31 protein-coding genes and 1 tRNA gene are annotated in these 26,198 nt (G+C 65.7%); 18 read left to right on the top strand and 14 right to left on the bottom strand.

Features of this window, described 5'->3' with window-relative positions:
* Positions 1 to 40: 40 nt before the first annotated feature.
* From AC3AP7_RS00580 to tatC, 5 genes are all read left to right on the top strand, one after another.
* On the top strand, positions 41 to 436 hold the full coding sequence (locus tag AC3AP7_RS00580) for a DUF4870 family protein (protein ID WP_475766648.1): 396 nt from the start codon (positions 41 to 43) through the stop codon (positions 434 to 436).
* A 48-nt stretch (positions 437 to 484) separates the two neighbouring features.
* Positions 485 to 850 carry a histidine triad nucleotide-binding protein gene (locus AC3AP7_RS00585; protein ID WP_475766646.1) on the top strand — a complete coding sequence of 122 codons (366 nt, stop codon included), beginning with the start codon at positions 485 to 487 and terminating at the stop codon, positions 848 to 850.
* Positions 851 to 974: 124 nt separating this feature from the next.
* Complete coding sequence (gene tatA / locus AC3AP7_RS00590; protein WP_475766644.1) at positions 975 to 1,217, top strand: Sec-independent protein translocase subunit TatA; 243 nt, start codon at positions 975 to 977, stop codon at positions 1,215 to 1,217.
* 35 nt (positions 1,218 to 1,252) lie between these two features.
* Positions 1,253 to 1,777 carry a Sec-independent protein translocase protein TatB gene (gene tatB, locus AC3AP7_RS00595; protein WP_475766642.1) on the top strand — a complete coding sequence of 175 codons (525 nt, stop codon included), beginning with the start codon at positions 1,253 to 1,255 and terminating at the stop codon, positions 1,775 to 1,777.
* Positions 1,778 to 1,811: 34 nt separating this feature from the next.
* Entirely contained in the window at positions 1,812 to 2,594 is a 783-nt protein-coding gene (gene tatC / locus AC3AP7_RS00600; RefSeq protein WP_475766640.1) for a twin-arginine translocase subunit TatC, read from the top strand.
* Between the two features lie 39 nt (positions 2,595 to 2,633).
* On the opposite strand, the gene AC3AP7_RS00605 is transcribed toward tatC, so the two are convergent.
* Positions 2,634 to 3,851 carry a Do family serine endopeptidase gene (locus AC3AP7_RS00605; RefSeq protein ID WP_475766638.1) on the bottom strand — a complete coding sequence of 406 codons (1,218 nt, stop codon included), beginning with the start codon at positions 3,849 to 3,851 and terminating at the stop codon, positions 2,634 to 2,636.
* A 19-nt stretch (positions 3,852 to 3,870) separates the two neighbouring features.
* On the opposite strand from AC3AP7_RS00605, the gene AC3AP7_RS00610 reads away from it, so the two are divergent.
* The 6 genes from AC3AP7_RS00610 (at position 3,871) to AC3AP7_RS00635 (ending at position 8,938) form a co-directional block, all read left to right on the top strand.
* On the top strand, positions 3,871 to 4,617 hold the full coding sequence (locus tag AC3AP7_RS00610; protein WP_475766636.1) for a Nif3-like dinuclear metal center hexameric protein: 747 nt from the start codon (positions 3,871 to 3,873) through the stop codon (positions 4,615 to 4,617).
* A 222-nt stretch (positions 4,618 to 4,839) separates the two neighbouring features.
* Positions 4,840 to 5,460: a ubiquinol-cytochrome c reductase iron-sulfur subunit gene (petA, locus tag AC3AP7_RS00615; protein ID WP_475766634.1), complete on the top strand. Its 621-nt coding sequence runs from the start codon at positions 4,840 to 4,842 to the stop codon at positions 5,458 to 5,460.
* Positions 5,460 to 6,839 (top strand): cytochrome b, encoded by a 1,380-nt coding sequence (locus AC3AP7_RS00620; RefSeq protein WP_475766632.1) that lies wholly within the window; start codon positions 5,460 to 5,462, stop codon positions 6,837 to 6,839. Before petA ends, AC3AP7_RS00620 begins: the two co-directional genes overlap by 1 nt.
* A 23-nt stretch (positions 6,840 to 6,862) precedes the next feature.
* Positions 6,863 to 7,630 carry a cytochrome c1 gene (locus AC3AP7_RS00625; protein ID WP_475766631.1) on the top strand — a complete coding sequence of 256 codons (768 nt, stop codon included), beginning with the start codon at positions 6,863 to 6,865 and terminating at the stop codon, positions 7,628 to 7,630.
* 94 nt (positions 7,631 to 7,724) lie between these two features.
* Positions 7,725 to 8,336, top strand: coding sequence for a glutathione S-transferase N-terminal domain-containing protein (locus AC3AP7_RS00630; protein ID WP_475766629.1), 612 nt, complete (start codon positions 7,725 to 7,727; stop codon positions 8,334 to 8,336).
* A gap of 89 nt (positions 8,337 to 8,425) precedes the next feature.
* Complete coding sequence (locus AC3AP7_RS00635; protein WP_475766627.1) at positions 8,426 to 8,938, top strand: ClpXP protease specificity-enhancing factor; 513 nt, start codon at positions 8,426 to 8,428, stop codon at positions 8,936 to 8,938.
* A gap of 78 nt (positions 8,939 to 9,016) precedes the next feature.
* Here AC3AP7_RS00635 and AC3AP7_RS00640 read toward each other — a convergent pair.
* Positions 9,017 to 9,092, bottom strand: a tRNA-Thr gene (locus AC3AP7_RS00640).
* A gap of 125 nt (positions 9,093 to 9,217) precedes the next feature.
* Between AC3AP7_RS00640 and AC3AP7_RS00645 the strand changes: the two genes are divergently transcribed.
* Positions 9,218 to 10,351: a methyltransferase gene (locus AC3AP7_RS00645; protein WP_475767858.1), complete on the top strand. Its 1,134-nt coding sequence runs from the start codon at positions 9,218 to 9,220 to the stop codon at positions 10,349 to 10,351.
* A 208-nt stretch (positions 10,352 to 10,559) separates the two neighbouring features.
* Here the strand turns inward: AC3AP7_RS00645 and AC3AP7_RS00650 are convergent, their stop codons facing one another.
* The gene (locus AC3AP7_RS00650; RefSeq protein WP_475767856.1) at positions 10,560 to 10,880 is read right to left on the bottom strand and encodes a DNA-binding protein; all 321 of its coding nucleotides are present in this window, start codon (positions 10,878 to 10,880) and stop codon (positions 10,560 to 10,562) included.
* A 379-nt stretch (positions 10,881 to 11,259) separates the two neighbouring features.
* Here AC3AP7_RS00650 and AC3AP7_RS00655 point away from each other — a divergent pair, with 379 nt between their 5' ends.
* Positions 11,260 to 12,099, top strand: a complete 840-nt coding sequence (locus tag AC3AP7_RS00655) for a class I SAM-dependent methyltransferase (RefSeq protein WP_475766625.1) — start codon at positions 11,260 to 11,262, stop codon at positions 12,097 to 12,099.
* Positions 12,100 to 12,114: 15 nt separating this feature from the next.
* Here the strand turns inward: AC3AP7_RS00655 and AC3AP7_RS00660 are convergent, their stop codons facing one another.
* Genes AC3AP7_RS00660 through AC3AP7_RS00670 form a run of 3 tightly spaced genes read right to left on the bottom strand, consistent with a single transcriptional unit; the run spans position 12,115 to position 13,557 of the window.
* The gene (locus tag AC3AP7_RS00660) at positions 12,115 to 12,678 is read right to left on the bottom strand and encodes a DUF1415 domain-containing protein (RefSeq protein WP_475766623.1); all 564 of its coding nucleotides are present in this window, start codon (positions 12,676 to 12,678) and stop codon (positions 12,115 to 12,117) included.
* Between the two features lie 23 nt (positions 12,679 to 12,701).
* Positions 12,702 to 12,833, bottom strand: a complete 132-nt coding sequence (locus AC3AP7_RS00665) for a hypothetical protein (protein WP_475766621.1) — start codon at positions 12,831 to 12,833, stop codon at positions 12,702 to 12,704.
* A gap of 1 nt (position 12,834) precedes the next feature.
* The gene (locus AC3AP7_RS00670; RefSeq protein ID WP_475766619.1) at positions 12,835 to 13,557 is read right to left on the bottom strand and encodes a TetR/AcrR family transcriptional regulator; all 723 of its coding nucleotides are present in this window, start codon (positions 13,555 to 13,557) and stop codon (positions 12,835 to 12,837) included.
* A gap of 152 nt (positions 13,558 to 13,709) precedes the next feature.
* Between AC3AP7_RS00670 and AC3AP7_RS00675 the strand changes: the two genes are divergently transcribed.
* The 3 genes from AC3AP7_RS00675 to AC3AP7_RS00685 all read left to right on the top strand — a co-directional run bounded on the left by AC3AP7_RS00675 (position 13,710) and on the right by AC3AP7_RS00685 (position 17,162).
* Positions 13,710 to 14,993, top strand: a complete 1,284-nt coding sequence (locus AC3AP7_RS00675; RefSeq protein ID WP_475766617.1) for an MFS transporter — start codon at positions 13,710 to 13,712, stop codon at positions 14,991 to 14,993.
* 103 nt (positions 14,994 to 15,096) lie between these two features.
* A complete protein-coding gene (locus AC3AP7_RS00680; protein ID WP_475766615.1) occupies positions 15,097 to 15,690 on the top strand; it encodes a nitroreductase family protein in 594 nt (197 codons plus the stop codon).
* Between the two features lie 221 nt (positions 15,691 to 15,911).
* Positions 15,912 to 17,162, top strand: coding sequence for an Hsp70 family protein (locus tag AC3AP7_RS00685; RefSeq protein WP_475766613.1), 1,251 nt, complete (start codon positions 15,912 to 15,914; stop codon positions 17,160 to 17,162).
* Positions 17,163 to 17,227: 65 nt separating this feature from the next.
* Here the strand turns inward: AC3AP7_RS00685 and AC3AP7_RS00690 are convergent, their stop codons facing one another.
* A complete protein-coding gene (locus tag AC3AP7_RS00690) occupies positions 17,228 to 17,431 on the bottom strand; it encodes a cold-shock protein (RefSeq protein ID WP_475766611.1) in 204 nt (67 codons plus the stop codon).
* 442 nt (positions 17,432 to 17,873) lie between these two features.
* Here AC3AP7_RS00690 and AC3AP7_RS00695 point away from each other — a divergent pair, with 442 nt between their 5' ends.
* Positions 17,874 to 19,469 (top strand): APC family permease, encoded by a 1,596-nt coding sequence (locus AC3AP7_RS00695; protein WP_475766609.1) that lies wholly within the window; start codon positions 17,874 to 17,876, stop codon positions 19,467 to 19,469.
* A gap of 125 nt (positions 19,470 to 19,594) precedes the next feature.
* On the opposite strand, the gene AC3AP7_RS00700 is transcribed toward AC3AP7_RS00695, so the two are convergent.
* The 7 genes from AC3AP7_RS00700 to AC3AP7_RS00730 form a co-directional block, all read right to left on the bottom strand.
* Positions 19,595 to 20,380 carry a DODA-type extradiol aromatic ring-opening family dioxygenase gene (locus AC3AP7_RS00700; RefSeq protein WP_475766607.1) on the bottom strand — a complete coding sequence of 262 codons (786 nt, stop codon included), beginning with the start codon at positions 20,378 to 20,380 and terminating at the stop codon, positions 19,595 to 19,597.
* Positions 20,381 to 20,518: 138 nt separating this feature from the next.
* The gene (locus tag AC3AP7_RS00705) at positions 20,519 to 21,130 is read right to left on the bottom strand and encodes a UbiX family flavin prenyltransferase (protein WP_475766605.1); all 612 of its coding nucleotides are present in this window, start codon (positions 21,128 to 21,130) and stop codon (positions 20,519 to 20,521) included.
* 33 nt (positions 21,131 to 21,163) lie between these two features.
* Positions 21,164 to 21,475, bottom strand: coding sequence for a Grx4 family monothiol glutaredoxin (grxD, locus tag AC3AP7_RS00710; protein WP_475766603.1), 312 nt, complete (start codon positions 21,473 to 21,475; stop codon positions 21,164 to 21,166).
* Between the two features lie 92 nt (positions 21,476 to 21,567).
* Positions 21,568 to 22,440: a peptide chain release factor N(5)-glutamine methyltransferase gene (gene prmC / locus AC3AP7_RS00715; RefSeq protein ID WP_475766601.1), complete on the bottom strand. Its 873-nt coding sequence runs from the start codon at positions 22,438 to 22,440 to the stop codon at positions 21,568 to 21,570.
* Positions 22,437 to 23,519, bottom strand: coding sequence for a peptide chain release factor 1 (prfA, locus tag AC3AP7_RS00720; RefSeq protein WP_475766599.1), 1,083 nt, complete (start codon positions 23,517 to 23,519; stop codon positions 22,437 to 22,439). Before prfA ends, prmC begins: the two co-directional genes overlap by 4 nt.
* 120 nt (positions 23,520 to 23,639) lie before the next feature.
* The gene (gene hemA, locus AC3AP7_RS00725) at positions 23,640 to 24,938 is read right to left on the bottom strand and encodes a glutamyl-tRNA reductase (protein WP_475766597.1); all 1,299 of its coding nucleotides are present in this window, start codon (positions 24,936 to 24,938) and stop codon (positions 23,640 to 23,642) included.
* Between the two features lie 102 nt (positions 24,939 to 25,040).
* Positions 25,041 to 25,748 carry a response regulator transcription factor gene (locus AC3AP7_RS00730; RefSeq protein WP_475766595.1) on the bottom strand — a complete coding sequence of 236 codons (708 nt, stop codon included), beginning with the start codon at positions 25,746 to 25,748 and terminating at the stop codon, positions 25,041 to 25,043.
* A gap of 194 nt (positions 25,749 to 25,942) precedes the next feature.
* Between AC3AP7_RS00730 and AC3AP7_RS00735 the strand changes: the two genes are divergently transcribed.
* Positions 25,943 to 26,197 carry a hypothetical protein gene (locus AC3AP7_RS00735; protein ID WP_475766593.1) on the top strand — a complete coding sequence of 85 codons (255 nt, stop codon included), beginning with the start codon at positions 25,943 to 25,945 and terminating at the stop codon, positions 26,195 to 26,197.
* Position 26,198: the final 1 nt, after the last annotated feature.

A 26,198-nucleotide genomic window follows, 5' to 3' on the forward strand; every position in this document is an offset into this window, starting at 1 on the left:
GCGGTACGGTGTCACCCGTCTGATCGAGGAGGATGCAGGGATGGAACAGTCGCAGGGAGAATATCCGCCGCCGTCGTACCGCAACGCGCTCGAATCCGAGCGGGAGCGCAGCCTGCGCACCCTCACGCACATCGTCTATGCGCTCTATGCGGTCTACTGGCTGACCGGCGGGGTGTCGGTACTGATTGCGATCATCATCAATTATGTGAAACGATCCGACGTCGCCGGCACGCCGTACGAAGCGCACTTCCAGTGGCAGATGCGCACGTTCTGGTGGAGCATACTGGGCTACCTGATCGGCGGCCTGCTGTTTTTCGTGGTGATCGGAATTCCGATCCTCTGGGCTGTCGGAATCTGGATGTTGTACCGTATCATCAAGGGCTGGCTGTATTTGTACGACAACAAGCCGCTGCTGAAGCCGCGCGCGTGGTTCTGAGCGCGCCGGCCGCCGGGGCGGATTGCCCGCTTGCGTTTCAGGACCATCATGAGCCACGACCCGAATTGTCTCTTCTGCAAGATTGCCGCCGGCGAGATTCCGTCCACCCGCGTGCACGAGGACGATGAGTTCGTCGCCTTCCGCGACATCCGTCCGGCTGCCGACACCCATGTGCTCGTGATTCCGCGCAAGCACATCGCCACGCTGTCGAATTGCGGCGAAAGCGACGCTCCGCTGCTTGGTAGAATGCTTGTATTGGTTGCGCGTCTGGCCGAGCAGCTCGGCGTCGCGTACACGGGCGGCGAAACCGGCTTTCGCACGGTGATCAATACCGGGCCGGGGGGCGGGCAGGAGGTGTATCACCTGCATGCGCACTTGCTGGCGGGCCCGCGTCCGTGGCAGCGCATGGGGTGAACGGGGCGGCCGCAGGCCGCCGTAGCGGCAGCGCATAGCCGAGGCTTCCAGGTCTCGATTCCAGCCGCAAGGCGCAGAAGTTCGCCGCGTTCGAAGGGCGACGGCGGGGTTAAGGAGAGTAGTCATGGGTTCGTTGAGTATTTGGCACTGGCTGATTGTTCTGCTGATCGTGGCACTGGTGTTCGGCACGAAAAAGCTGCGCAATATCGGCTCGGATCTCGGTGGCGCGGTGAAGGGCTTCAAGGAGGGGATGAAGGAGGCGGAAACGCCGGCGCCGGAAGCGCCCCCGCAGCCGTTGCCGCGCGACAGCAACACGGTCGACGTCGAGGCCAAGGAAAAGACCACGCGCTCGGGCGATTACCGCTAAGCCGCGTGCAACACGCGTACTGACGGGGCGACTTCATGCTGGACCTCGGTCTCACCAAGATGGCGCTGATCGGCGTCGTAGCGCTGGTCGTGCTCGGGCCGGAGCGGCTGCCGCGCGTCGCGCGCACCGCCGGCGCGCTGTTCGGGCGCGCGCAGCGCTACATCAACGACGTGAAGGCCGAGGTGACGCGCGAAATCGAGCTCGACGAACTGCGGCGCATGAAGAAAGACTTCGAGACGGCCGCGAGCAACGTCGAAAACACCATTCACGACAACCTGCGCAAGCACGAAGCCGAGCTGAACGACGCGTGGAACGCGGGGACGTCGGTGACGCCGAGCCTCGCGGACGGCAGCGCGGCGGACGGCGGCGGCCCGGACACGGCGTCGTGGCGCAGTCCGGCCGCGGCGTCCGCCCGGCGCAAGAACTGGCGCGTGCGGCAAGCCGCCGCGCCGGTCTGGTACAAGCGGGCGACCGCGCGCCGCACGCATGTGCTGTCGGGTGCCGCGCGCGTCGCGCGTCATACGCCGGTGTCGTTGCGCCGGCCAACGCGCTTCTTCTGATGACCCTGGCGCCAATCTTCTACCGAGGGCCGGTGTGAGCGACCCCCAGAACAACCAGGACGAAGGGACTGAAGAGACCTTCATCTCCCATCTCGTCGAACTCCGCGACCGCATCATCCGCGCCGGCATCGCCGTGATCGTGGTGTTTCTCGGCCTCGTCTACTGGGCGCCCGAGATATTCCGCCTGCTCGCGCGCCCGCTGATGATGAACCTGCCGAGCAACGGCAAGCTGATCGTCACCGACGTCACCGGCTCGTTCTTCGTGCCGATGAAAGTGACGATGCTGGTCGCGTTCGTGATCGCGCTGCCGTTCGTGCTGTACCAGATCTGGGCGTTCATCGCGCCCGGGCTCTACCAGCACGAGAAGAAGCTGGTCGGGCCGCTCGTCGCGACCAGCTACTCGCTGTTCCTGTGCGGGATGGCATTCGCGTACTTCGTCGTGTTTCCGACGATCTTCCGCGTGATGGCGCACTACAACGCGCCGCTCGGCGCGGCGATGAACACGGACATCGACAACTACCTGAGCTTCGTGCTGACCATGTTCCTCGCGTTCGGGGTCACGTTCGAGGTGCCCATCGTCGTGGTGCTGCTGGTGCGCATGGGCCTGCTCACCGTGAAGAAGCTCCGGCAGATACGGCCGTATGTGGTGGTCGGCGCGTTTATCGTCGCGGCAGTCGTCACGCCGCCCGATGTTTTCTCGCAACTGATCCTCGCGCTGCCGCTGATCGTGCTGTACGAGGCCGGGATCATCGCGGCACGGCTGTTCGTCGGCAAATCGCGCGAAGCCGATGACGAGGAAGAACAGCCGGCGAGCTAGACGCCCGTGCGGCCCGCGCCAGCGGCCGCCGCTGGCGCGTCAGCCGCCGTCGTCGCCCTGATCCTGACTGTCGTCCGGCGACGGCTTGGGCGGGGGCGGACGTTTGCCGATCAGCACGTCAACGTCCATCGGGCGGTTTTTGCGCTCCAGATGGATCTTCGCGATGCTGCCCGGCTTGATCTGCGCGATCAGGTTCAGCAGCCGCGTGGTGTCGGTGATGTCCTGGCCGTCCACGCTCAACAGCACGTCGCCCGGCCGGATGCCGGCGCGGTCCGCCGGCCCGTTCTTCAGCACGCCCGCGACGATGGCGCCCGTGTCCTCGTCGAGCCCGAACGATTCGGCAATTTCCGGCGTGACGTCCTGCGGCTCCACGCCGATCCAGCCTCGCGTGACGGTGCCGGTGGTGATGATGCTTTCCAGCACGCTGCGCGCGGTCGACACCGGAATGGCAAAGCCGATGCCGAGCGAGCCGCCCGAGCGCGAGTAGATCGCCGTGTTGATGCCGAGCAGGTTGCCGCGCACGTCGACGAGCGCACCGCCCGAATTGCCGGGGTTGATCGCCGCATCCGTCTGGATGAAGTTCTCGAACGTATTGATGCCGAGGTGATTGCGGCCGAGCGCGCTGACGATGCCCATCGTTACCGTCTGTCCGACGCCGAACGGGTTGCCGATCGCAAGCACCACGTCGCCGACGCGGGTCTGATCCATGCGTCCCAGCGTGATCGACGGCAGGTTCGGCAGGCTGACCTTCAGTACGGCCAGGTCGGTTTCCGGGTCCACACCGACGACCTTCGCGGTGGTCGTGCGGCCGTCGGCGAGCGAGATTTCGATCTGGTCCGCGCCGTCGATCACGTGCTGGTTCGTTAGAATGTAACCTTCAGGGCTCACGATGACGCCGGAACCGAGGTTGGTGGCGGGCTCTTCCTGTTCGTGGCGGCCGTTCTTGCGCTTGCCGAAGAAGTAGCGGAACAGCGGGTCTTTCGCCCGCGGGTCGGGCGGCGTGCCGTCCTTGCTCGAGAATACGTTGACGACAGCGGGCGAGGCTTTCTCGGCGGCGTCGGCGTACGACGCCTCCGCCTGCGCGCGGCCGCCGATCCCGGGCGCCACCTCCCGCAACGCAACGATCGGTTCGGCCAGTTGCTTGCCGAACTGACCCTGATGCTGCAGCCATTGCGGCTTGAGTGTCGCAATGATGAACATCAGCGCCAACAGCACCGTGACCGCCTGGGCAAATAACAGCCAGAAGCGTCTAAGCATCTGAAAATCAGAGGGTTATATGGATCGGATCGAACTTGAATTGTACTTGAACAAAGTGCTGGAAACCGGCCGCTTCAAGGACTACTGCCCGAACGGGCTGCAAGTCGAGGGGCGGCGCAAGGTCAGCCGGATCGCGACGGGCGTGACCGCTTCGCAGGCCTTTCTGGAGGCCGCGCTCGAATGGGGCGCCGACGCGGTGCTGGTCCATCACGGCTACTTCTGGCGCAACGAGGCGCCGCAGATCACGGGCCGCAAATACCAGCGTCTGCGGCTGCTGCTCGCCAACGATCTGAACCTCTTCGCGTATCACCTGCCGCTCGACGACCATCCGGAATTCGGCAACAACGCGCAGATCGGCCAGAAATTCGGCTGGATCGCCGACGCGCGCTTCGGCGAACAGGATCTTGGCTGGATGACGACGCTGCCCGTGCCGATCACGCTCGAACACTTCTCGGCCGAAGTCGAGCAGACGCTCGGGCGCGCGCCGCTCGTGTTCGGCGACCGGGATGCGGAGCTGCGTCGCGTCGCGTGGTGCACCGGCGCCGCGCAAGGCTACTTCGACGCGGCAATCGACGCCGGAGCGGACGTCTTTCTGACCGGCGAGGTGTCGGAGCCGACGATGCATGTGGCGGCCGAGAGCGGCGTCGCGTTTCTCGCCGCCGGCCACCACGCGACCGAGCGCTTCGGCGTGCAGGCGCTCGGTGCGCATCTTTCGGAAGCATTCGATATCGAGCATCTTTTTATCGATATTCATAATCCGGTCTGAGCGGGCGGCGAAATTGAGCGGGCGGCGAAATGCATTGAATTCACAGGGGACGCTTAATAAACATTCCCGACGCATCGCCTGTGGCTGCGGGAAAACCCTTGGATATCAATGACTTCCGGGTCTTTTTGGCATTCGGGCCTTGTAAATGCCAACTCCATTCGCGCAAACTAGCGTCGGTAGCGCAACGTGCGGGAAAAATCCAACTCAGAAGTGGGGCGTGTGATGCGAGACAAAGACGATGAGCCCGTCGACAGCAGCCGCCGTACCTGGCTGATTGCGACGTCCGTAGCGGGTGGCATTGGAGGCGTCGCCACCGTCGTTCCCTTCGTTAGTTCGTTTGCACCATCCGAAAAGGCCAAGGCGGCCGGCGCGCCGGTCGAGGCCGACATCAGCAACCTGAAGCCCGGCGAACTCATGACGGTCGCCTGGCGCGGCAAGCCGGTCTGGATCCTGAACCGCACCGATCGCATGCTCGCCGACGTGCGCAAGGCCGACAGCGAAGTCGCCGATCCTCACACCGAACATCCCTTCTCGATGCCGTTGCCGGCGTACTGCAACAACGAGTACCGCTCGCGGCCCGATCACAAGAACGTCCTCGTCGCCGTGGCGGTCTGCACGCATCTCGGCTGCACGCCGACGCCGCGCTTTCAGGAAGGTCCGCAACCGAATCTGCCGGACGACTGGCCCGGCGGCTTTCTGTGCCCCTGCCACGGCTCGACCTACGATCTGGCCGGCCGCGTCTTCAAGAACAAGCCCGCGCCGCAGAACCTGGACATTCCGCCCTACATGTTCACGTCGGATACCCAGGTCGTGATCGGCAAGGACGAGAAAGGAGAAGCGTGATGGCGCTCGAACACGAAGTGGAGACAACCGGGCTGGCCGGCTGGATCGACCGCCGTTTCCCGATGACGGCGACGTGGAAGAAGCACGTGTCCGAGTACTACGCGCCGAAGAACTTCAACTTCTGGTACTTCTTCGGCTCGCTCGCGCTGCTCGTGCTGGTGAACCAGATCGTCACGGGCATCTTCCTCACGATGAACTACAAGCCCGACTCGACGCTCGCGTTCGCGTCGGTCGAGTACATCATGCGCGAGGTGCCGTGGGGCTGGCTGATCCGCTACATGCATTCGACCGGCGCTTCGCTGTTCTTCGTCGTCGTGTACCTGCACATGTTCCGCGGGCTGCTGTACGGCTCGTACCGCAAGCCGCGCGAACTGGTGTGGATCTTCGGCTGCGCGATCTTCCTGTGCCTGATGGCCGAGGCGTTCTTCGGCTATCTGCTGCCGTGGGGCCAGATGTCGTTCTGGGGCGCGCAGGTGATCGTCAACCTGTTCTCGGCGATTCCGTTCATCGGCCCGGACCTGTCGCTGTGGATTCGCGGCGACTACGTCGTGTCGGACGTCACGCTGAACCGCTTCTTCGCGTTTCACGTGATCGCGATTCCGCTGGTGCTGCTCGGTCTCGTGTTCGCGCACATCGTCGCGCTGCACGAAGTGGGCTCGAACAATCCCGACGGCATCGAGATCAAGGCGAAGAAGGACGAAAACGGCATTCCGCTCGACGGCATTCCATTCCATCCGTACTACTCGGTGCACGACTTCATGGGCGTGTGCATCTTCCTGCTGATTTTCGCGGCCATCGTGTTCTTCGCGCCGGAGATGGGCGGCTATTTCCTCGAAGCGAACAACTTCATTCCCGCCAATCCGCTGCAGACGCCGCCGGAGATTTCGCCGGTGTGGTACTTCACCGCCTTCTACGCGATGCTGCGCGCGACCACCGACCCGTTCAAGATCGTGCTGATGATCGTCGTCGCGCTGCTCGGACTGCTTGCGCTCGTGCGCGCGCGCGGCAAGTGGCGGGTGGGACTGCCGGTGCTGGCGGTGCTGGTGATCGTTGCGATGTACGTGACCCAGTCGAAGTTCTGGGGCGTCGTCGTGATGGGCAGCGCGGTGCTTTCGCTGTTCTTCCTGCCGTGGCTCGACCGCTCGCCGGTCAAGTCGATCCGCTACCGGCCGTTTTTCCACAAGGTGTTTTACGCGATTTTCGTCATCGCCTTCCTGACGCTCGGCTTCCTCGGCACGCGGCCGGTTTCGCCCGCGGCGACGCTGATCGCGCAGGTCTGCGCGCTGCTGTATTTCGCGTTCTTCCTCGGCATGCCTTTCTGGACGCCGCTCGGCACCTTCAAGGAACCGCCCGAGCGGGTGCGCTACAAGCCCCATTAACTGCGAGCCAAGGAGACACGGACATGAAAACGATGCTTTCCCGGCTCGTGTGCTGCGGGGTCGCGGTGCTGACTGTCGCGCTCGCGCTCTGCGCGGCGCCGGCATGGGCCGACGACAGTTTTCCGCTCGACCGCGCGCCCGATAACGCCGACAATCTCGCGTCCTTGCAGCGTGGCGCCAGAATGTTTGTAAACTACTGCCTGAATTGCCACAGTGCGAGCCTGATGCGCTACAGCGAATTGACCGAACTTGGCATTTCGCCGCAGGAAATTCAGGCAAACCTGCTTTTCACGACCGATAAAATCGGCAACACGATGACGGTAGCCATGCAGCCGAGCGATGCGAAAGCGTGGTTCGGGGCGGCGCCGCCGGATCTGTCGGTGGAGGCGCGGGCGCGGGGCAAGGACTGGCTGTACACGTATCTGCGCAGCTTCTACCGGGACGATACGCGGCCGACGGGCTGGAACAATCTCGTGTTCCAGAATGTCAGCATGCCGAATGTGCTGTGGCAGCTTCAGGGGGAGCGCACGGCGAAGTTCGAGGACGAAGTCGACGAAGAAACCGGGGAAAAGGTGCGCAAGTTCGTCGGCTACCAGCAGGTCACGCCGGGGAAGCTCTCGCGGGTAGATTATGATTCGTCTGTGGCCGACCTCGTGTCGTACCTGGCCTGGATGGCCGAGCCGACGAAGCAGACGCGTCACCGTGTCGGCGTGTGGGTGCTGCTGTTTCTCGGCATCCTGAGCTTCTGCGCCTGGCGATTGAACGCCGCGTACTGGAAAGATATCAAATAATCACGCCGTGACTGGCGTGGGGCCAGCGCAAGGAAAGACCCGCTGGACGGTTTTTCCGTGTGCTGGCCCTTCAGCTTTTTGAGGAAACGCAAACATGATGGTTCTGTATTCCGGCACGACGTGCCCGTTCTCCCAGCGTTGCCGGCTGGTGCTGTTCGAAAAGGGCATGGATTTCGAAATTCGCGACGTCGACCTGTTCAACAAGCCAGAAGACATCGCCGTGATGAATCCGTATGGGCAGGTACCGATTCTCGTCGAACGCGACCTGATTCTGTACGAATCGAACATCATCAACGAATACATCGACGAACGCTTCCCGCACCCGCAGCTGATGCCGGCCGATCCGGTGCAGCGCGCCCGCGCGCGGCTGTTCCTGCTGAACTTCGAGAAAGAACTGTTCGTGCACGTGGCGACGCTCGAGAACGAGAAGGGCAAGGCGGCCGAGAAGAATCACGAGAAGGCGCGCCTCGCGATCCGCGACCGCCTCACGCAGCTGGCGCCGATTTTCCTGAAGAACAAGTACATGCTCGGCGAAGAGTTCTCGATGCTCGACGTCGCGATCGCCCCGCTGCTGTGGCGCCTCGACCATTACGGCATCGAGCTGTCGAAGAATGCGGCGCCGCTGATGAAGTACGCGGAGCGTATTTTCAGCCGCCCGGCTTATATCGAAGCGCTGACCCCGTCGGAAAAGGTGATGCGTCGTTGAGTGTGGCTTGAGGGCGGCGGGACTCGCGCACGATCCGGCGGTATCCGGCGGACTGAGACGGAGTCTGCGCCCCTCTGAGAGGACTGTTGATGCAAGAAATCTCCACCAAGCCGTATCTGCTGCGCGCGCTCTACGAGTGGTGCACGGACAACGGCTACACGCCGCACATCGCCGTGCGGGTCGACAATCACACGCGCGTGCCGCGCCAGTTCGTGCGCGACAACGAGATCGTGCTGAACGTCAGTTTCGAGGCGACCAGCCAGTTGCAGATGGGCAACGAATGGATCGAGTTCAGCGCGCGGTTTTCCGGCAAGGCACACAAGATCGAAGTGCCGGTGGCCAACGTGCTGGCGATCTACGCGCGGGAGAACGGTCAGGGCATGGCGTTTCCGGTCGAGTCCGCAGGCGGCGAGGCCACCGATTCCGGCGCGGACGATAGCGCGGAAGACGTGTCCGCCGCGCCCGAAGGCGTCGCGGCGGCCCCCGCTGAGGACGCGCAACCGGCGGCCGGTGCCGACGCGGGGAATACCGCGTCCGCGCGCGGTCCCGGCGAAGACGGCTCGAAAGGGCCGGGCCGGGGGCATCTGAAGGTCGTCAAGTGATCTGACGGGCGGGCGGTTCTTCAGACGGTTTCAAAAACAAAACGGGCTACGCAAATCTTGCGTAGCCCGTTGCATTTCTGGTGCCCCCTGTCTGATTCGAACAGACCACCTCATGATTACAAGTCAAGTGCTCTACCAAATGAGCTAAGGGGGCAAATCAGCGTGGGATTATAGGCCAAGACGCTCCCCGCCGCTACCCGGCCCAAGGGTTCGGGTACCATGTAGCCCTGTTCGATATGCCCGATATGTCGAACCCCCGCTCTCTGTCCGATGACTCCCATTTCCGCGCCCGCTCCCACCCTCACCTGGCCCGATGCCGATGGCCCGCGCACGCTCCGCTGGCGCTCCGAAGCGGCAGTGCCGCCGCCGCGGCGCGTCGTGCCGGCCGACGACCGGATGACGGCGGACGCCGCCTACCGGCTCGCCTGCGAGGGGACCGCCTTGCTGTGGCAGGGCGATTTCCAGAATGCGCGCCAGCTTCTCCAGGCGATGTCGCGCCGTGTCGATCGCCGTCCCCGCAAGCCTGCCGCAACGCCCACCGACGCCTTTCACCAGCACCGCCAGGCGCAGTCGCAGCGTGCCCGCACGCTCGGCATGCTGCTCATCCCGCTCGACGGCGACTACGGCATTGCCTTGCGCCGCGCGCCCGACGTGCGCGAGGCGTGCACCGAGGTCTACGGGCCGCCGGATGGGGAGGCGTCGGCCGTATCGCTGCGGGAGTTGCAAGGGCTGATCGGCGCGCACGAATGGCGCAGCAAAGGGGTGGAGATCGCCGCGCTCGGCGCACGCATTCACCCGTACTACGGGGTCTTTTCTCCGGTGCGGGGCGAGTATCTCGATCTCGTCGCGCGTGTGCCGCTGCCGTCGCTGGAGCGGGCGTTCGATATCGGTACGGGCACCGGCGTGCTCGCCGCGATTCTCGCGCGGCGCGGCGTGAAGCATATCGTTGCGACGGACCAGGATCCGCGCGCGCTGGCGTGCGCGCGCGAGAATCTCGCGCGGCTCGGTCTGTCGGCGCAGGTCGATGTCGTCGAAGCCGATCTGTTCCCGGCGGGATGCGCGCCGCTCGTCGTCTGCAATCCCCCGTGGGTGCCGGCGCGGCCGGCGTCGCCGGTCGAGCATGCGGTATTCGACATGGATAGCCGGATGCTGCTGGGATTCCTGAACGGACTGCCCGCCCATCTGACGCCCGATGGCGAAGGCTGGCTGATCCTGTCGGACTTCGCCGAGCATCTGGGCTTGCGCACCCGCGCGTTCCTGCTCGATGCGATTGCCGCGGCCGGCCTGGTGGTGGCGGGGCGAGAGGATATCCGGCCGAGGCACCCGAAGGCGGCCGACGCGTCGGATCCGCTGCACGCGGCGCGCGCGGCGGAGGTGACGTCGCTGTGGCGGCTGCGCGTCGGCGCGCGGTGAGCGCGTATCACGCTCACCTTGTCGATTCTGGACTTTTTGGTCTATTTATGGGCGCGCCGGATGGGTGAGGGGGGCGGCAAGCCGGACAGCGGACTGGCCGCGCACGCACGCACGCCGGTCGGTCCGCAAGAACGCCGCGGCAGGGCGGCCGGCTTCGCGTCGCCCCCTCCGTTCAGCGCGTAGGTCGACCCGGCGTTCAACCCGGCGTTCAACCCGGATAGGCCTCGTCGATCTTCAGCCCCGCGAGCTTGAAGATGACCCGCAGCGTTTGCGGCTTGATGTCGCGCCGCGATGCGAGCGTCGTCATCACGAAGTCGAGCACCTTCGCGTATTTGAGCAAGGTCAGGCAGGTTTCGAGGTCGGCGTTGCCGTCGCGCATCAGCTCCGCCAGCCGCAGCATCTCCACCGAAATGTCGCGCGCCATTTCGAGTTCGAGTTGCTGCTTTTCCGTCCATGCGGGCGTAGCGGTCAGCTTCGCCAGCAATTCCTGAAACTTCTGTTCGGCTTTGCCGTTCGGTATCGCATCCATTGCCGCCTCATCTTTTCTCTGAGCGCGCTTCCGGTTGAGATCGCGGCGCACTGTCAGGTTACGTAACGTTCGCACCCTTGTTCCGGGTGCGTCCTCCCCACACGTTTCCGGCTCGCCTGCGTACATGGCGCGGCGGGTCGCGGTCGGCGCCCGCCGGGCCTTATGCCACAGGCCTTGCCGGGACGACTTCCGGCGGCGCGCCGCTTGCGGCATTGCGCGCACGCCTGTCCGAGCAGGAAGCATTCCAGCCGCGCCGTTTTCGGGCCTTGCGCGGCAAACAGTCGATGCGGATGCCGCGCTTTGGGTAAACTGACAGACACTTTTTTCTTCTTCCGTCGCCTGTCGCACGTTCCATGAGCGATCGGCGGCGGTCTTCGCGATGTCCAGCAAAACTTACGAAGTCCGTCCCAACCAGTCCGTCGAGCTGCTGAAAGAGCTGCACATCCTCACGCGCGACGGCAAGATGAATCAGGACAGCCGCCGCAAGCTGAAGCAGGTCTATCACCTGTTCCAGTTCATCGAGCCGCTGCTCAAAGACCTGAAATCCGCGCGGCCCGATCTGACGCTGGTCGATCACGGCGCGGGCAAGTCCTATCTAGGTTTTATCCTCTACGACCTGTTTTTCAAGGAGCAGCAGGATCATTCGCACATCTACGGCATCGAGACGCGCGAAGCGCTGGTGACGAGCGCCGAGGCACTCGCGGCGCGGCTGGGTTTTCGCGGGATGTCGTTCCTGAATCTGTCGGTTGCGGACTCGATCACGTCCACGCAGTTGCCGGCGCAGGTGGACGTCGTCACTGCGCTGCACGCGTGCAACACGGCGACCGACGACGCCATCCGCTTCGCACTGCACAAACGCGCACAGTACATCGTGCTGGTGCCCTGCTGCCAGGCGGAGGTGGCGGGCGTGCTGCGCAAGAACAAGGGGAAGTCGCTCGGCCATGCGCTTGCCGAGATCTGGCGTCATCCGCTGCATACGCGCGAATTCGGCAGCCAGATCACCAACGTGCTGCGCTGTCTGCAGCTTGAAGCGCATGGCTACCAGGTCAGCGTGACCGAGCTGGTCGGCTGGGAGCATTCGCTGAAGAACGAACTCATTATCGCGCAATACAAGGATTTGCCGCGGCGGCGCGCCGCGCAGCGGCTCGACGAAATCCTGCAGACGCTCGGCCTCGACGAATTGCGCGAGCGATTTTTCAGCGGCGTCGCCGAAGCCTGAGCGGCTGGGTGCGCGTTATCCGTCGGCGCGCGTGCTCATCCAGCGGCGCCAGCCGGCGAGGCCGAGCCGGCGCAGCGTGTCCTGATTGCGCTCGTAGATGTCGGCCGCGTCCGGGAATGCGTCGACCGCGCGGTCGATGCTCGCTTCGCGCAGCAGATGCAGGATCGGATACGGCGCGCGATTCGTGTAGTTCTCGATGTCGTCCGCTTCCGTTCCGTCGAACTGGTAGTGCGGGTGAAAACTCGCAATCTGCAATTCGCCTTCGAGCCCGAGTTGGCGCAGCAGTCGCTCGGCGAAATACAGGCTGTCGTTGAATGCGAGAAAGTCGGCGAGCGCGTGCGGCACGATCAGCAGGGTTGTGTCGATGTGCGCGGGATCGGCTTGTACGAGCGTGTGCAGCTCGGTTTCGAGATCGCTGAGGACACCTGTCAGATCGGTTGCTTCGCTGATCACGTAGCAGATCTGCTCCTTCACGTAGACGGCTTTCGCGAATGGGCACAGGTTCAGGCCGATCACTGCGCGGGTCAGCCAGTGGCGGGTCGCGTCGAGGATCGCGGCGGAATCGGAAGAGGACGGCATGGCGGGTCCGCTGGCGGAAAGCGTCATTTTATCGGCGTGTTCGGCAGATTCGGCAGATTCGGCAGATTCGGCAGATTCGGCAGATTCGGCAGATTCGGCAGATTCGGCAGGTTCGGCAGGTTCGGCAGGTTCGGCAGGTTCGGCAGATTCAGCACGTCAGCCGTCGTGCCCTTTTTCGCGCCCGGCACGTCGGGGCGGCGCCGCTTCGACGCCGGGCGTCGCGTGCGGCGGCGTACCGGCGACCCCGACGAGCGGCGCGTCCGGACAGGCTGCCGCGATCAGCTGCGCCGCGACCCGCGGCGCGGCCAGGATCGGGCCGCAGCCGGGCCCGTAGGTCTGGCTCGCGGCGTACACGCCTTCGATCAGCAACCCGAGCGCGTCCGCGAGCGCAGCCGGATCGTCCGCGCGCGCGTCCGCCGCGAGTCCCGCGAGACGCGCGTGCAGCCGCGCCTTGTTCGCCGCAACGTACTGGCGCGCCGCGTGCGACGCGTCCGGAAACTCGACCGCCACATTGACGAACGGACAGCCGCGATACGCGTGCGCGGACGCCCGTGCGGCGAGATCCTCGAAGAACTGCAGAAGCTGGCGCGCCGGCGCGCCCGGGTGCCGGGCGAAGCTTGCTTCCACATAGCCGAAGAACTGCTCGTTCTTGCGCGCCAGATACGCGAGCACGAGTTCGTCCTTGGACGAGAACTGCCGGTACAGGCTCATCTTGTTCACGCCGGCCCGCTCGACCACCGCGTCGACGCCCACTGTGTGGACGCCTTCCCGGTAGAACAGCTCGCCGGCCGCGCGCAGCAGGTGCTCTTGCGCGTCGCGTGCCGCGGTTTGTGCGCGCCGGGGCGCGGCCGGTCGGATAACTTCGTTGCGTCGCATCATGACCTAGGTTTTTCTGACAGACACCTTGACATGTTACAGAGTGGTCACTAGTATCGCAACGCTAGTGTGACTGATCTGTCACACATCTTCGATGCAGCATTTCAACGTGTGACATTGCGCGGCGCGATCGGCGGCGCGCGCCAGGAGGCCGGATGAACCGGGTAGCGAAACTGATCGGCGGGCGCTTCCATTACGGCTGGTTTGCCGTCGCGGTGGTGTTTCTCGTGCTGCTGGCCTCCGCGGGCACGCGCGCGACGCCGAGCGTGATGATGGTGCCGCTCGAGCACGAATTCGGCTGGAGCCGCGCGACGATCTCGCTGGCGATTTCGGTGAATATCGCGCTGTATGGCTTGACCGGGCCGTTCGCGGCCGCCGCGATGCAGCGCTTCGGCGTGCGCCCGACGGTGCTCGTCGCGCTGGCGACCATGGCGGCGGGCGTCGCGCTGTCGTCGCTGATGAGGCACCCGTGGCAGATGATCCTCACCTGGGGCGTGATGGTGGGCAGCGCGACCGGCGTGGCGGCGCTGACGCTGTCGGCGACGGTCGTGAACCGCTGGTTCGTCACGCGGCGCGGCCTCGTGATGGGCATCCTGACCGCCAGCTCCGCGACGGGGCAACTGGTGTTCCTGCCGATGCTCGCCGCTATCGCCGAGCATCATGGCTGGCGTCCCGTGGTCTGGGTGGTGGCCGGCGCAGCCGTGGTCGTGCTGCCGCTGGTCGCGCTGCTGCTGCCCGAGCGCCCGGCGGATCTCGCGCTGCGCCCGTTCGGCGCGCCCGCCGACGCGCCGCTGGACGGCGCGGCGTCGAAGCAGAACCCGCTCGCCATCGCATTCGGCACGCTGGCGATGGCGGTCCGAAAGCGCGATTTCTGGCTGCTCTTTTTCAGCTTCTTCATCTGCGGCGCGAGTACGAATGGCTATATCGGCACGCACCTGATCGCGATGTGCGGCGATTATGGCCTGAGCGAAGTGCAGGGCGCATCGCTGCTCGCGGCCATGGGCGTATTCGACCTGTTCGGCACGACGATGTCCGGCTGGCTGTCGGATCGCTTCAGCAGCCGCGTACTGCTGTTCTGGTATTACGGGTTGCGCGGACTGTCGCTGATGTATTTGCCGCATGCGTTCGGCATCGATTTCTACGGGTTGCCGCTGTTCGCCGTGTTTTACGGTCTGGACTGGATCGCTACCGTGCCCCCGACCGTGCGCCTCGCAACCGACGTGTTCGGCAAGGAGGCCGCGCCGGTCGTGTTCGGCTGGGTGGTGGCGGGCCATCAGCTCGGCGCCGCGTTCGCCGCCTTCGGCGCAGGCCTGCTGCGCGCGGACCTCGGCACCTATACGCTCGCGTCGATGGTGGCGGGCGGCCTGTGCCTTGTCGCATCGGTGATCGTGCTGCGCATCAATCGCGGCACGCGGCGAGCGGCGCCGCAGCCGGCCTGAGCGGACGCGATGCGGTGCGCGGTGCAGCACGCGCGGCGCAGCGCGGGTATGCTATGGGGCCCGGGCGCAGCCCGCCGATCATGAACCTCAGCGAGAGAAGCGCATGACCCATAAACCCGCCGCCACCGAAGTCTCCATCCACGAACTGATCGCCGGCCGCTGGAGCCCGCGCGCGTACGCCAACACGCCGGTCAGCCGGGAGCAGCTGCACGCCGTGCTCGAGGCGGCGCGCTGGGCGCCTTCGTCGTACAACGCGCAGCCGTGGCGCTTCGTCGTGTTCGACCGCCACGAGGACGAAGCGTCGTTCAAGCGCGCCTTCGCGACGCTCGTGCCGTTCAATCAGGGCTGGAACGCGCCGGTGCCGGTGCTGATCGCAGTCACCACGCAGACGCTCAACAGCAAGGGCGAGGTGAACCGCTGCGCGCCCTACGATGCGGGCGCGGCGGCGATGGCGCTGGTGCTGCAGGCGCACGCGCTCGGCCTCGCCGCGCACCAGATGAGCGGCTTCGACGTCAACGCATTCCGCGAAACGTTCAAGATTCCCGACGATGTCGAAGTGATCGCGATGATCGCGCTCGGCCATTACGGGGACGCCGAAAAGCTCGACCCGGTGCTGCGCGAGCGCGAAAAATCGGCGCGCGCGCGACAGCCGCTCGGCGAGGTCGTGTACCGCGGCGCGTGGAAAAAGCCGTTTTGACGCCTCGCAGGCCGAGCCGATAATACGAGGATCACGTGCGCGCCGGCATCCGGCGCCGCGCGGCTGGCCGCCGCCGGGCGTGCCGGCCCTCCCCCGGGCGCCGCGCCGGACGGCATGCGCCGCCGGGCAGGCCACATGGACAGTTGCTCTGCGTGGCCTTTTTGTGATAAAAACCGGCTCCTTTCTCCGCGAGTATCCGCCCAAAGCGGCGGATTCCAGCCATGACCTATTGCGCGATAGATTTCGGCACGTCGAATTCGGCCGTTGCGGTGCCGGACGGCAACGCGCTACGGCTCGCGCCGGTCGAGGATAGCTACACGACGCTGCCTACCGCCGTCTTTTTCAACACCGACGAAAATACCCGCGAGTACGGGCGCGCCGCGCTCGAGGCGTACATCGACGGCTTCGACGGCCGGCTGATGCGCTCGATGAAGAGCATCCTCGGTTCCCCGCTCGCCGAACATTCGACCGATCTCGGCGACGGCAGCGCGATCCGCTACATGGACGTGATCGCGCTGTTCGTCGATTACCTGAAGCGGTGTGCGCAGGCCTGTACCGGCTCGCCCATCGGCCGCGCGGTGCTCGGCCGGCCGGTGTTCTTCGTCGACGACGATCCGCGCGCCGACCTGCTCGCGCAGCAGCAGCTCGAGGCGGCCGCGCGCAGCGTCGGCCTGCGCGAGATTCACTTCCAGTACGAGCCGATCGCCGCGGCGTTCGATTACGAATCGCACCTGAGCGCCGAGGAGCTGGTGCTGGTTGCCGACATCGGCGGCGGTACGTCCGACTTTTCGCTGGTGCGCGTCGGGCCGCAGCGGATGGCGCGGCTCGAACGCAAGGACGACGTGCTCGCGCACCACGGCGTGCACGTGGCAGGGACCGATTTCGACCGCCGCGTCGAACTCGCGACGATCCTGCGCGAACTGGGCTACCGGGCACTGGATCCCGAGGGGCGCGAGGTGCCGAACCGGGTCTACTTCGACCTCGCGACGTGGCACCTGATCAACACCGTCTACGGGCCGAAGCGCGTCGGCGAACTCGCGCTGATGCGGCATCTGTACACCGAGCCGCGGCATCACGACCGCCTGATGCGGGTGGTCGAGCAGCGTTTCGGCCATGCGCTCGCCGCGCGGGCCGAGGAAGCGAAGATCGGCGTGGCGGCCGGCGGCGAGACGATGATCGATCTCGAACAGGTCGAGGAGAGCCTGCGGCTGGCGTTTGACGAGGCGCAACTCGTCGAGGCGGGGCAGGAGGACATGCGGCGCATCGTGCAGGCCGCGCGCGATACCGTGCAGGCGGCCGGCGTCGCGCCACGCGACGTGAACGCGGTCTACTTCACCGGCGGCTCGACGGGGCTCGCGTTCCTGTCTTCCGCACTCGCGGCGGCGTTTCCTCAGGCGCGTCCAGTGTTCGGCGATCGTCTTGCCAGCGTCGCGACCGGTCTGGGGATCCACGCGCGGCGCCTGTTCGGTTAAGAACGCGCCGCAGCCATAAAAAAAACCTCGCCGAAGCGAGGTTTTTTGCGTCCAGAAGACGGCGCTTACGCCGGCTTGATGTTCGCCGCTTGCTTGCCCTTCGGGCCCGTCTTCACGTCGAACGTCACCTTCTGGTTTTCTTGCAGCGTCTTGAAGCCTTCAACGCGAATTTCCGAGAAGTGCGCGAACAGATCTTCGCCGCCGCCGTCCGGAGTGATGAAGCCAAAGCCCTTCGCGTCGTTGAACCACTTGACGGTACCGGTTTCCATATTACATTTTCCTAAAGAGAGTAAACAAGGCCAAGCCCGCGAGGCTTGAACCCAAGGTGTGCATGAAAATCAAGGAAGGGGGTAATGGAACAACCGGAGTACCGTTGAGGGGCGACCTACGAAAGACCACTTCACGCGCCGCTTGAAATCCTGCTCCTCCTTTATACGGCCATTTTGAGAGAAGGTCAACAGCTAAGCGCATTTCTTACAAGGTTTTTGTAGGCTTATGTAAGAGAATTCTTAAAATTCGTGCTGAATCGACTTTTCATCCAGGGATAACCCTAGTTTCACTGCAATCCGTCGGTGCAACCGGTAAACTACGCGCCGCGCTCGGGTTGCACCTCGTTTAGAGGGCAACCCGCGCTCATGCATGGCCGTCATCCGTCTCCAGCGTCAAAAGCAATGCAAGGCGGTGCGACATGTTTTTGATACAGGAGAGGATGTGAAGAGTTCTATACAACGAAACATTGGCCCGTTCGCGCTGATGCTGACCGGGCTGGGTTCGATCATCGGGTCGGGCTGGCTGTTCGGTGCATGGAAGGCGGCGAAGATTGCGGGTCCGGCGGCGATCTGTGCGTGGATGATCGGGGCGGTGGTGATCCTGGCGATCGCGCTGACGTATGCGGAGCTGGGGGCGATGTTCCCGGAGTCGGGCGGGATGGTGCGTTACGCGCGCTACTCGCACGGGGCGCTGGTGGGGTTCGTCAGCGCGTGGGCGAACTGGATTGCGATCGTGTCGGTGATTCCGATCGAGGCGGAGGCGTCGATCCAGTACATGAGCACGTGGCCGTATCCGTGGGCGCATGCGCTGTTCGTCGACGGGTCGCTGACGACGCACGGGCTGCTGCTCTCGGCGCTGCTGGTGATCGTGTACTTCCTGCTGAACTACTGGGGGGTGAAGCTGTTTGCGCGGGCGAACACGACGATCACGGTGTTCAAGTTCGTGATTCCGGCGGCGACGATCGCGGGGCTGATGTCGGCGGGTTTTCATCACGAGAACTTCGGCGACGCGTCGAGCTTTGCGCCGTACGGGTGGTCGGCGGTGTTCACGGCGGTGGCGACGAGCGGGATCGTGTTTGCGTTCAACGGGTTCCAGAGTCCGGTGAACCTGGCGGGGGAGGCGCGCAATCCGGCGCGCAGCGTGCCGGTTGCGGTGATCGGCTCGATCCTGCTGGCGCTGGTGATCTACGTGCTGCTGCAGGTGGCGTATCTGGGGGCGGTGAATCCGGCGGAGGTGGCGAAGGGGTGGAGCCACTTCAACTTCAAGTCGCCGTTTGCGGAGCTGGCGCTGGCGCTGAACCTGAACTGGCTGGCGTTCCTGCTGTACGTGGATGCGTTCGTGAGCCCGAGCGGCACGGGCACGACGTACATGGCGACGACCACGCGGATGATCTACGCGATGGAGCGCAACCACACGATGCCGAAGATTTTCGGCGCGGTGCATCCGCTGTACGGGGTGCCGCGCCAGGCGATGTGGTTCAACCTGCTGGTGTCGTTCATTTTCCTGTTTTTCTTCCGGGGGTGGAGTTCGCTGGCGGCGGTGATTTCGGTGGCGACGGTGATCTCGTACCTGACGGGGCCGATCAGCCTGATGTCGCTGCGGCGGGCGGCGACGGACCTGGAGCGGCCGCTGCGCATTGCGGGGATGAAGGTGATCGCGCCGTTTGCGTTCGTGTGCGCGTCGCTGGTGCTGTACTGGGCGAAGTGGCCGCTGACGGGGGAGATCATCCTGCTGATGGTCGTGGCGCTGCCGGTGTACTTCTACTTCCAGGCGAAGTCGGGGTTTGCGGGGTGGGGCAGGGACCTGAAGGCGGCGTGGTGGCTGGTGGCGTATCTGCCGGTGATGGCGGTGCTCTCGCTGATCGGCAGCACGCAGTTCGGCGGGCGCGGCGTGCTGCCGTACGGGTGGGATATGGGCGTGGTGATCGTGGTCGCGCTCGGGTTCTACTACTGGGGCGTGCACTCCGGCTATCGCAGCCCGTATCTGGATGAGCGAAAGGATCACGACGAAGTGCTCGAAGGCATCGGCGCGCACTGATCGCGCGCCCGGTTTGCGTCGGCGGCGCGCGGCACCGGCCGGCGCCGAGGTGAATGCCTGAAAGCCCGCCTGAGCGAGTCAGGCGGGCTTTTTTGCGGTCACCGGAAACGCACTGCCGACGGGCGTCACGCGCTGCCGAAAATGTAGTTCGTCATCGCCAGCGATTTCTGGAACGTACCGAGCGACTGGATCGCGAGCGCGTAATCGTCGTCCGCGGCGCCGAGCGCCGCGAATACCGGCAGCAGATGTTCGTCGGTCGGATGCATCAGTTGCGCATGCGGGGCCGCGCGACGATAGTCGAGCAGCGCGTCGGTGTCGTGCGCAGCGAGCTTCTCTTCGAACCAGCCGGTGAACTGCGTCACGCGCGGGTCGGCATCCTCCGGGCGCGCGGAGAAGTCGGCGGCGCGCAGGTTGTGTGTAATCTGCCCCGAGCCGATCACCATCACGCCCTGTTCGCGCAGCGGCCGCAGCGCGCGCCCTACCCGGTAGTGATGCGCGGCGTCGAGGTGCGGCTGGATCGACAGTTGTGCGACGGGGATGTCCGCGGCCGGGAACATCAGCAGCAGCGGCACCCAGGCGCCGTGGTCGAGTCCGTGTGGTTGGGTGCCGGCGGGCAGGCCGGCGTCGCCGAGCAGCGCGGCGGCGCGGCGCGCGACGTCGGGCGCACCCGGCGCGGGATAGCGGATTTCATAGAGCTCGCGCGGGAAACCGTAGAAATCGTGGATTGTCTCCGGCTGCGCAGCGGTACTCGCGAGCGGCTGCGCGGAGCCCCAGTGGGCCGACAGGATCAGGATCGCGTCGGGGCGCGGCAGACTCGCCGACAACGCACCGAACCGGGCGGACGGCATCGACGGATCGATCGGCAGCGTCGGCGCGCCGTGAGAGAGGAACAGCGACGGCAAACGGTTCATGGCAGCAGCATGCCGCATCGGCGGCATCATTCGGTTGGATTGTCCTCACTATAGAGGCCAACTGCCGCTTGATAAACGGGCCAGCCGAGATTTGATTGCGTCGCGAACGTTGTGAATGACGGCCGCTCGGCACGCCGCTCAGGATGACGGACCGGTCGGTGCGTCACGCAGCCCCGGCCACGCGGGCGCAAGCGCGGGGCCGAGCGCGAACAGGTCGAGCACGCGCGCGCTCGTGTGATCGACCATCTCGTCAATCGATGCCGGCTGGCTGTAAAACGCCGGCAGCGGCGGAAAGATCACCCCGCCCATCTCGGTGACGGCGGTCATGTTGCGCAGGTGGGCCAGATTGAACGGCGTTTCGCGCACCATCAGCACGAGGCGGCGGCGTTCCTTGAGCGTCACGTCGGCGGCGCGCGCGATCAGATTGTCCGACAGGCCGTGCGCAATGCTCGCGAGCGTTTTCATCGAGCAGGGCGCGACGATCATGCCGTCGGTCGAAAACGAGCCGGACGCGATGCTTGCGCCGACATCGCGCACGGAATGGACAACGTCGGCGAGCGCGTGAACCTCGTCCTTGTGCAGATGCAGTTCGTGCTGGATATTCAGCCAGCCGGCGCTGGAGACGAGCAGATGAGACTCGACGCCGCCGATGCGGCGCAGGATCTCGAGAATCCGTATGCCGTAGATTGCGCCGGTGGCGCCGGTGATCGCGACGATCAGCCGGCGCGGTGCCGCAGGGGACGCTTGCATGGCGGGCGGCGCCGGGGACGGACCCGCGCGGAATCAGGCTGCGGTGAACAGTTGCTGCAGTTCGCCGTTCTGGTACATCTCCATCATGATGTCCGAGCCGCCGATGAATTCGCCCTTCACGTAAAGCTGCGGAATGGTCGGCCAGTTCGAGAATTCCTTGATGCCCTGGCGGATCGCTTCGTCTTCGAGCACGTTGACGGTCTTGAACGTGTCGACGCCGCATGCCTTCAGGATCTGCACGGCGCGGCCCGAGAAGCCGCACATCGGGAACTGCGCGTTGCCCTTCATGAAGAGGACGACGGCGTTTTCGTCGACGATTTGCTTGATACGTTGTTGCGTGTCCATGGACTGGCCTTGCGGTGCGGGAAATGTGATCGGGATAGAGCGAAATGATAGCGGATTTCGTTGCGCCGGGCTGACCGTGCGCGGGCGCGGCGTCATGCGTGCGGCGTCCAGACGCCGCCGCTCGCCCGTTCGATGCCGGCGAGGTCGTGCAGCGAGCGCACCGCGTCAAAGCCCTGCGCGGCGAGCAGCGCGCGCACGGCGCCGGCCTGATCGTAGCCGTGTTCGAGCCAGAGCTGCGCGCCGCGGTCGGCAAGACGGGCCGGCGCGCCGGCCACGATCGCTCGCAGCGCGCTCAGGCCATCTGCCTCGTCGGTGAGCGCGCCGCGCGGCTCGAAGCGCAGGTCGCCCTCGGCCAGATGCGGGTCCCCGCTTGCGATGTAGGGCGGATTGCTGACGATCAGATCGAAGCGCAGGGCCGGGTCGAGGCCGGCGTACCAGTCGCCCGGCACGCAGTGGAGCGGGCCGCCCGGGCGTGCCGCGTCGAGCAGCCGCGCGGCGTTGCGTGCGGCGACGGCCAGCGCGCCGGTCGAGCGGTCGAGCGCCCATACCTGCGCATCGGGGCGCGTGGCGGCGATCGCGATCGCGATCGCGCCGCTGCCGGTGCCGAGGTCCAGCACCGCGGGTCGTGCGCGTCCGTCGAGTGCGGCAAGCGCGGCTTCGACCAGCAGTTCGGTTTCCGGGCGCGGGATCAGCACGTCGGGCGTGACGTCGAATTCGAGCCCGTAGAACTCGCGCACGCCGACCAGTTGCGCGACCGGTTCGCCTGCGACGCGGCGCGCTTCGAGCGCGCGATAGCGCGCGATCTGCGCGCCGTCGAGCGGCGCGTCGGCGCGCGTGATCAGTTCGGTGCGGCGCCAGCCGAGCGCGTGCGCAAGCAGGATGCGCGCTTCGAGCGGCGGCAGCGGCGACGCGCGCAGCAGGGCGGCGGCGGTCGTCGCGGCGTCCGGGCCGGTGGGCGCGCTCACTCGGCGTCGCCGAGCGACGCGAGCAGCTCGGCCTGATGTTCGCTCACGAGCGCGGCGATCAGTTCGTCGAGATCGCCGTCCATGATCGCTTCGAGCCGGTACAGCGTCAGGTTGATCCGGTGATCGGTGAGCCGGCCTTGCGGGAAGTTGTACGTGCGGATGCGCTCCGAGCGGTCGCCGGAGCCGATCAGGCTCTTGCGGGTGGCGGCCTCCTTCGCGTGCTGCTCGTGGTACTGCTTGTCCTTGATGCGCGCGGCGAGCACCTTCAGCGCACGATCCTTGTTCTTGTGCTGCGAGCGGTCGTCCTGGCATTCGACGACGATGCCGGTCGGAATATGCGTGACGCGCACCGCCGAATCGGTCTTGTTGATGTGCTGGCCTCCCGCGCCGGACGCGCGAAACGTATCGATGCGCAGATCGGCCGGATTGATCTCGACCTCGCCGATTTCGTCCGCCTCGGGCATCACCGCGACGGTGCAGGCCGACGTGTGGATGCGCCCCTGGGTTTCGGTGGCGGGGACGCGCTGCACGCGGTGTCCGCCCGACTCGAACTTGAGCTTCGAATAGGCCGCGTCGCCGGCGATCCGCACGATCACTTCCTTGTAGCCGCCGAGGTCCGACTCGCTCGCCGACATCATCTCGACCTGCCAGCGATTGCGTTCCGCATAGCGCAAATACATGCGCAGCAGGTCGCCCGCGAACAGCGCCGATTCGTCGCCGCCGGTGCCGGCGCGGATTTCGAGGAAGATGTTGCGCTCGTCGTTGGGATCCCTGGGCAGCAGCATCCGCTGGAGTTCGACGCCGAGCCGTTCCATCCGCTCGCGCGCCGCGCGGATTTCTTCCTCGGCGAATTCGCGCATCGACGGATCGGACAGCAATTCCTGCGCGGTCGCCGCATCCGTGCTCGTCTGACGCCACTGCGCGTAATGCTCGACCACCGGCTGCAGCTCGGCGTGCTCGCGCGTCAGCTTGCGGTACTGGTCGAGATTCGACGTCACGTCCTCGCGGCTCAACAGGTCGTTCAGTTCGGCCAGCCGGGTAGTGAGCTGGTCGAGCTTGCTTTGCATGCTCGTTTTCATGGGACTGGCGGAGCGGACTCCGGAAAGGACGGCTAACGGGGAAGATGGACGGGCACGCGCCCAGGACGGTGACGCCGGCCGGGCCGCAGCGCGGCATGGCGGGCCGAAGCGGCAGCGCCGCTAATGTTCCGAAGAACCGGGGTGGCTGTTGTGCTTGTAGAACCCGCCCATCAGTTCGATGAGCTTTTCGCGGTTTTCGCTGCTCGCCCGGTTCAGCGCGTGGGTCGGCCCGTGGATCAGCTTGTTGGTCAGCGCCTGCGACAGCGCTTCGATCACCGCGGCCGGATCTTCGCCGCGCGCGAGCATCCGCTGCGCGCGTTCGACCTCCGCGCGGCGCAGCGCGTCGGCCTGGGTATGCATGTGGCGGATCACCGGCACGATACTGCGCGCATCGAGCCACGCCATGAAATTCTGCACGCGGGCTTCGATGATCGTTTCCGCCTGCGCGACCGCCGCCTGGCGCGACGCATTGCCTTCGCGGACGATCGCGCCGAGGTCGTCGACCGTGTACAGGAACACGTCTTCCAGCTGGCCGACTTCCGGCTCGATGTCGCGCGGCACGGCGAGGTCGACCATGAAGATGGGCCGGTGGCGGCGCGCCTTGACCGCGCGCTCGGCCGCGCCCAGGCCGATGATCGGCAGCGTGGACGCGGTGCACGACACGATGATGTCGAACTCGTGCATGCGCGCCGGCAATTCCGCGAGCGGGATCGCGTTGCCCCCGAAGCGCGCGGCCAGCTGCGCGCCGCGCTCGGCGGTGCGGTTCGCGATGACCAGTTCGCGCGGCTGCTGCGCGGCGAAGTGCGCGGCGCACAGTTCGATCATTTCGCCCGCGCCGATGAACAGCACGCGCTGGTTCGCCACCTTGTCGAAGATGCGCTGGGCGAGCCGCACGGCTGCCGCCGCCATCGACACCGATTGCGCACCGATTTCGGTGCTGCTGCGCACTTCCTTCGCGACCGCGAACGTGCGCTGGAACAACTGGTTCAGATAGGTGCCGAGCGCGCCGGCTTCGGAGGCCGTGCGCACCGCGTCCTTCATTTGTCCGACGATTTGCGTTTCGCCGAGCACCATCGAATCGAGCCCCGATGCGACCCTGAATGCATGGCGTACCGCATCGGACTGCGGCAGCGCATACACGTGCGGCGCGAGGTCGCCGACCGGGACCCCGTGATAGCGCGACAGCCAATCGAGCGCGGCATCGCGGGCGGCGAGGTCTTCCGTGACGCAGTAGAGTTCGGTGCGGTTGCAGGTGGAGAGGATCGCCGCTTCAGACGTGGTGCGGGCCGACGCGTTTCCGGGCCACCCCTGCCTGAGCGCGTCGAGTGCAGGCTTGATCTGTTCGAGCGGAAACGCCACGCGTTCGCGCAGAGCGACAGGCGCGGTGTGGTGGTTGATTCCGATCGTTAAAAGCTGCATAGGTGGGGCAATGATTTAGGCCCATATTATAGCGATTCGGGGAATCCCACATTCCGTCCCGCGCATCGGCGCTATTTGTTCTGGCGCATTGTGCGCGCCGCCTCACGGGGCGGCCGGCGACTCGGCGGGCACCACGTCGAGCTGGTAGCCGTAGCCGTACAGGGGCGCGAGGCTGAAGCCGTGCTCGGGCCGCAGCTGCAGCTTGGTGCGCACGCGCGACGCATGGGTATCGAGGGTGCGCGACCTTACGTCGCGCCTGCGCGTCCAGACCGCTTCGAGGATGTGCGCGCGCGACACCGGCCGCGACAGGTTGTTGAACAGCAGCAGCGCGAAGCGGAATTCCTTCGGGGTGAGCGTGACGATCCGGTCGTGGAACGTGACCGTGCTGGCAGCGGCATCGAACACATAGTCGCCGAACCGGTCGCGCCGGCGGTTCGGCGGGCGGCGGATGCCGGCGCGGCGCAGCAGCGCATCGACGCGCGCGAGCATTTCCGGCCCGCGCACGGGTTTCGGCAGGCAGTCGTCGGCGCCGGCATGCAGCGCGGCGACGATTTCGCTCTCGCGCGGCTCGGGCAGCAGCATGATGACCGGCACGCTCGGCAGGATGCTGCGCGCGCGCGCAATGACGTCTTCGCCGGGACGGTCGCCGGCCCAGCGTTCGGTGACGAGGAGGTCGAAGAAATGTTCGGACGCGCTGTCGAGGAACGCCGCGCTGGCCGTGAAGTGCTGGCAGACATGGCCGCCCGCGAACAGAAGCCGGGCGACCAGTTCCGCATGCCGCGAGTCGGGCTCGATGAGGGCAATTCGCATCTTGGCTTGGGCGCTTCAGCCTGGCGGGCAGGCGGCCAGCTTACAGCTTGCCTAAATATGACACCGGCCCCTAAACTCGACCGCTATGCGGCAAGTGCCATGCTGATTTGTATAGTTAGAGAGACAAGAATGCTATCGGTCCGGGGGCGTATTACCCATGAGAGCAGTCTGAAAATTGCAGAAGGTGGCCGCTGATGGGCTGGCCCGGCATCCTGTGGCTCGGCGTGGTTATCGGTGCGGCCGGCTGGTGGCTGCATCCGCTGCGCCGGCCGGGCCGCGCCGGGCTCGTCGTCGCGGTGCTGGCCGGCCTGCTGGGCGCGGCGCTCGCGCGCATGGCCGGCGACGTGACCGGCCTGTTCCACGATGGCGACACGCTCGAATGGCCGGTGTGCACCGCTGTTGCGCTGCTTGCCGTTGCCGGGGCGGTCGGCCTGTTTTCCCGTCGATGAA

It is taken from the genome of Paraburkholderia sp. PAMB 6770 (genome assembly GCF_057748135.1).

Excerpts from the sequence above, each read along its gene's own strand:
- AC3AP7_RS00580 (WP_475766648.1), top strand. The coding sequence starts at position 41 with ATGGAACAGTCGCAGGGAGAATATCCGCCGCCGTCGTACCGCAACGCG.
- prfA (WP_475766599.1), bottom strand. The coding sequence starts at position 23,519 with ATGAAAACGAGCATGCAAAGCAAGCTCGACCAGCTCACTACCCGGCTG.
- AC3AP7_RS00730 (WP_475766595.1), bottom strand. The coding sequence starts at position 25,748 with ATGCGAATTGCCCTCATCGAGCCCGACTCGCGGCATGCGGAACTGGTC.
- hemA (WP_475766597.1), bottom strand. The coding sequence starts at position 24,938 with ATGCAGCTTTTAACGATCGGAATCAACCACCACACCGCGCCTGTCGCT.
- AC3AP7_RS00705 (WP_475766605.1), bottom strand. The coding sequence starts at position 21,130 with ATGCAAGCGTCCCCTGCGGCACCGCGCCGGCTGATCGTCGCGATCACC.
- AC3AP7_RS00605 (WP_475766638.1), bottom strand. The coding sequence starts at position 3,851 with ATGCTTAGACGCTTCTGGCTGTTATTTGCCCAGGCGGTCACGGTGCTG.
- AC3AP7_RS00670 (WP_475766619.1), bottom strand. The coding sequence starts at position 13,557 with ATGATGCGACGCAACGAAGTTATCCGACCGGCCGCGCCCCGGCGCGCA.
- AC3AP7_RS00700 (WP_475766607.1), bottom strand. The coding sequence starts at position 20,380 with ATGAACCGTTTGCCGTCGCTGTTCCTCTCTCACGGCGCGCCGACGCTG.
- AC3AP7_RS00650 (WP_475767856.1), bottom strand. The coding sequence starts at position 10,880 with ATGGATGCGATACCGAACGGCAAAGCCGAACAGAAGTTTCAGGAATTG.
- AC3AP7_RS00620 (WP_475766632.1), top strand. The coding sequence starts at position 5,460 with ATGGCGCTCGAACACGAAGTGGAGACAACCGGGCTGGCCGGCTGGATC.
- tatB (WP_475766642.1), top strand. The coding sequence starts at position 1,253 with ATGCTGGACCTCGGTCTCACCAAGATGGCGCTGATCGGCGTCGTAGCG.
- tatA (WP_475766644.1), top strand. The coding sequence starts at position 975 with ATGGGTTCGTTGAGTATTTGGCACTGGCTGATTGTTCTGCTGATCGTG.
- AC3AP7_RS00630 (WP_475766629.1), top strand. The coding sequence starts at position 7,725 with ATGATGGTTCTGTATTCCGGCACGACGTGCCCGTTCTCCCAGCGTTGC.
- AC3AP7_RS00660 (WP_475766623.1), bottom strand. The coding sequence starts at position 12,678 with ATGCCGTCCTCTTCCGATTCCGCCGCGATCCTCGACGCGACCCGCCAC.
- AC3AP7_RS00675 (WP_475766617.1), top strand. The coding sequence starts at position 13,710 with ATGAACCGGGTAGCGAAACTGATCGGCGGGCGCTTCCATTACGGCTGG.
- AC3AP7_RS00635 (WP_475766627.1), top strand. The coding sequence starts at position 8,426 with ATGCAAGAAATCTCCACCAAGCCGTATCTGCTGCGCGCGCTCTACGAG.
- petA (WP_475766634.1), top strand. The coding sequence starts at position 4,840 with ATGCGAGACAAAGACGATGAGCCCGTCGACAGCAGCCGCCGTACCTGG.
- AC3AP7_RS00610 (WP_475766636.1), top strand. The coding sequence starts at position 3,871 with ATGGATCGGATCGAACTTGAATTGTACTTGAACAAAGTGCTGGAAACC.
- AC3AP7_RS00625 (WP_475766631.1), top strand. The coding sequence starts at position 6,863 with ATGAAAACGATGCTTTCCCGGCTCGTGTGCTGCGGGGTCGCGGTGCTG.
- AC3AP7_RS00655 (WP_475766625.1), top strand. The coding sequence starts at position 11,260 with ATGTCCAGCAAAACTTACGAAGTCCGTCCCAACCAGTCCGTCGAGCTG.
- AC3AP7_RS00735 (WP_475766593.1), top strand. The coding sequence starts at position 25,943 with ATGGGCTGGCCCGGCATCCTGTGGCTCGGCGTGGTTATCGGTGCGGCC.
- AC3AP7_RS00690 (WP_475766611.1), bottom strand. The coding sequence starts at position 17,431 with ATGGAAACCGGTACCGTCAAGTGGTTCAACGACGCGAAGGGCTTTGGC.
- grxD (WP_475766603.1), bottom strand. The coding sequence starts at position 21,475 with ATGGACACGCAACAACGTATCAAGCAAATCGTCGACGAAAACGCCGTC.
- AC3AP7_RS00585 (WP_475766646.1), top strand. The coding sequence starts at position 485 with ATGAGCCACGACCCGAATTGTCTCTTCTGCAAGATTGCCGCCGGCGAG.
- AC3AP7_RS00680 (WP_475766615.1), top strand. The coding sequence starts at position 15,097 with ATGACCCATAAACCCGCCGCCACCGAAGTCTCCATCCACGAACTGATC.
- AC3AP7_RS00685 (WP_475766613.1), top strand. The coding sequence starts at position 15,912 with ATGACCTATTGCGCGATAGATTTCGGCACGTCGAATTCGGCCGTTGCG.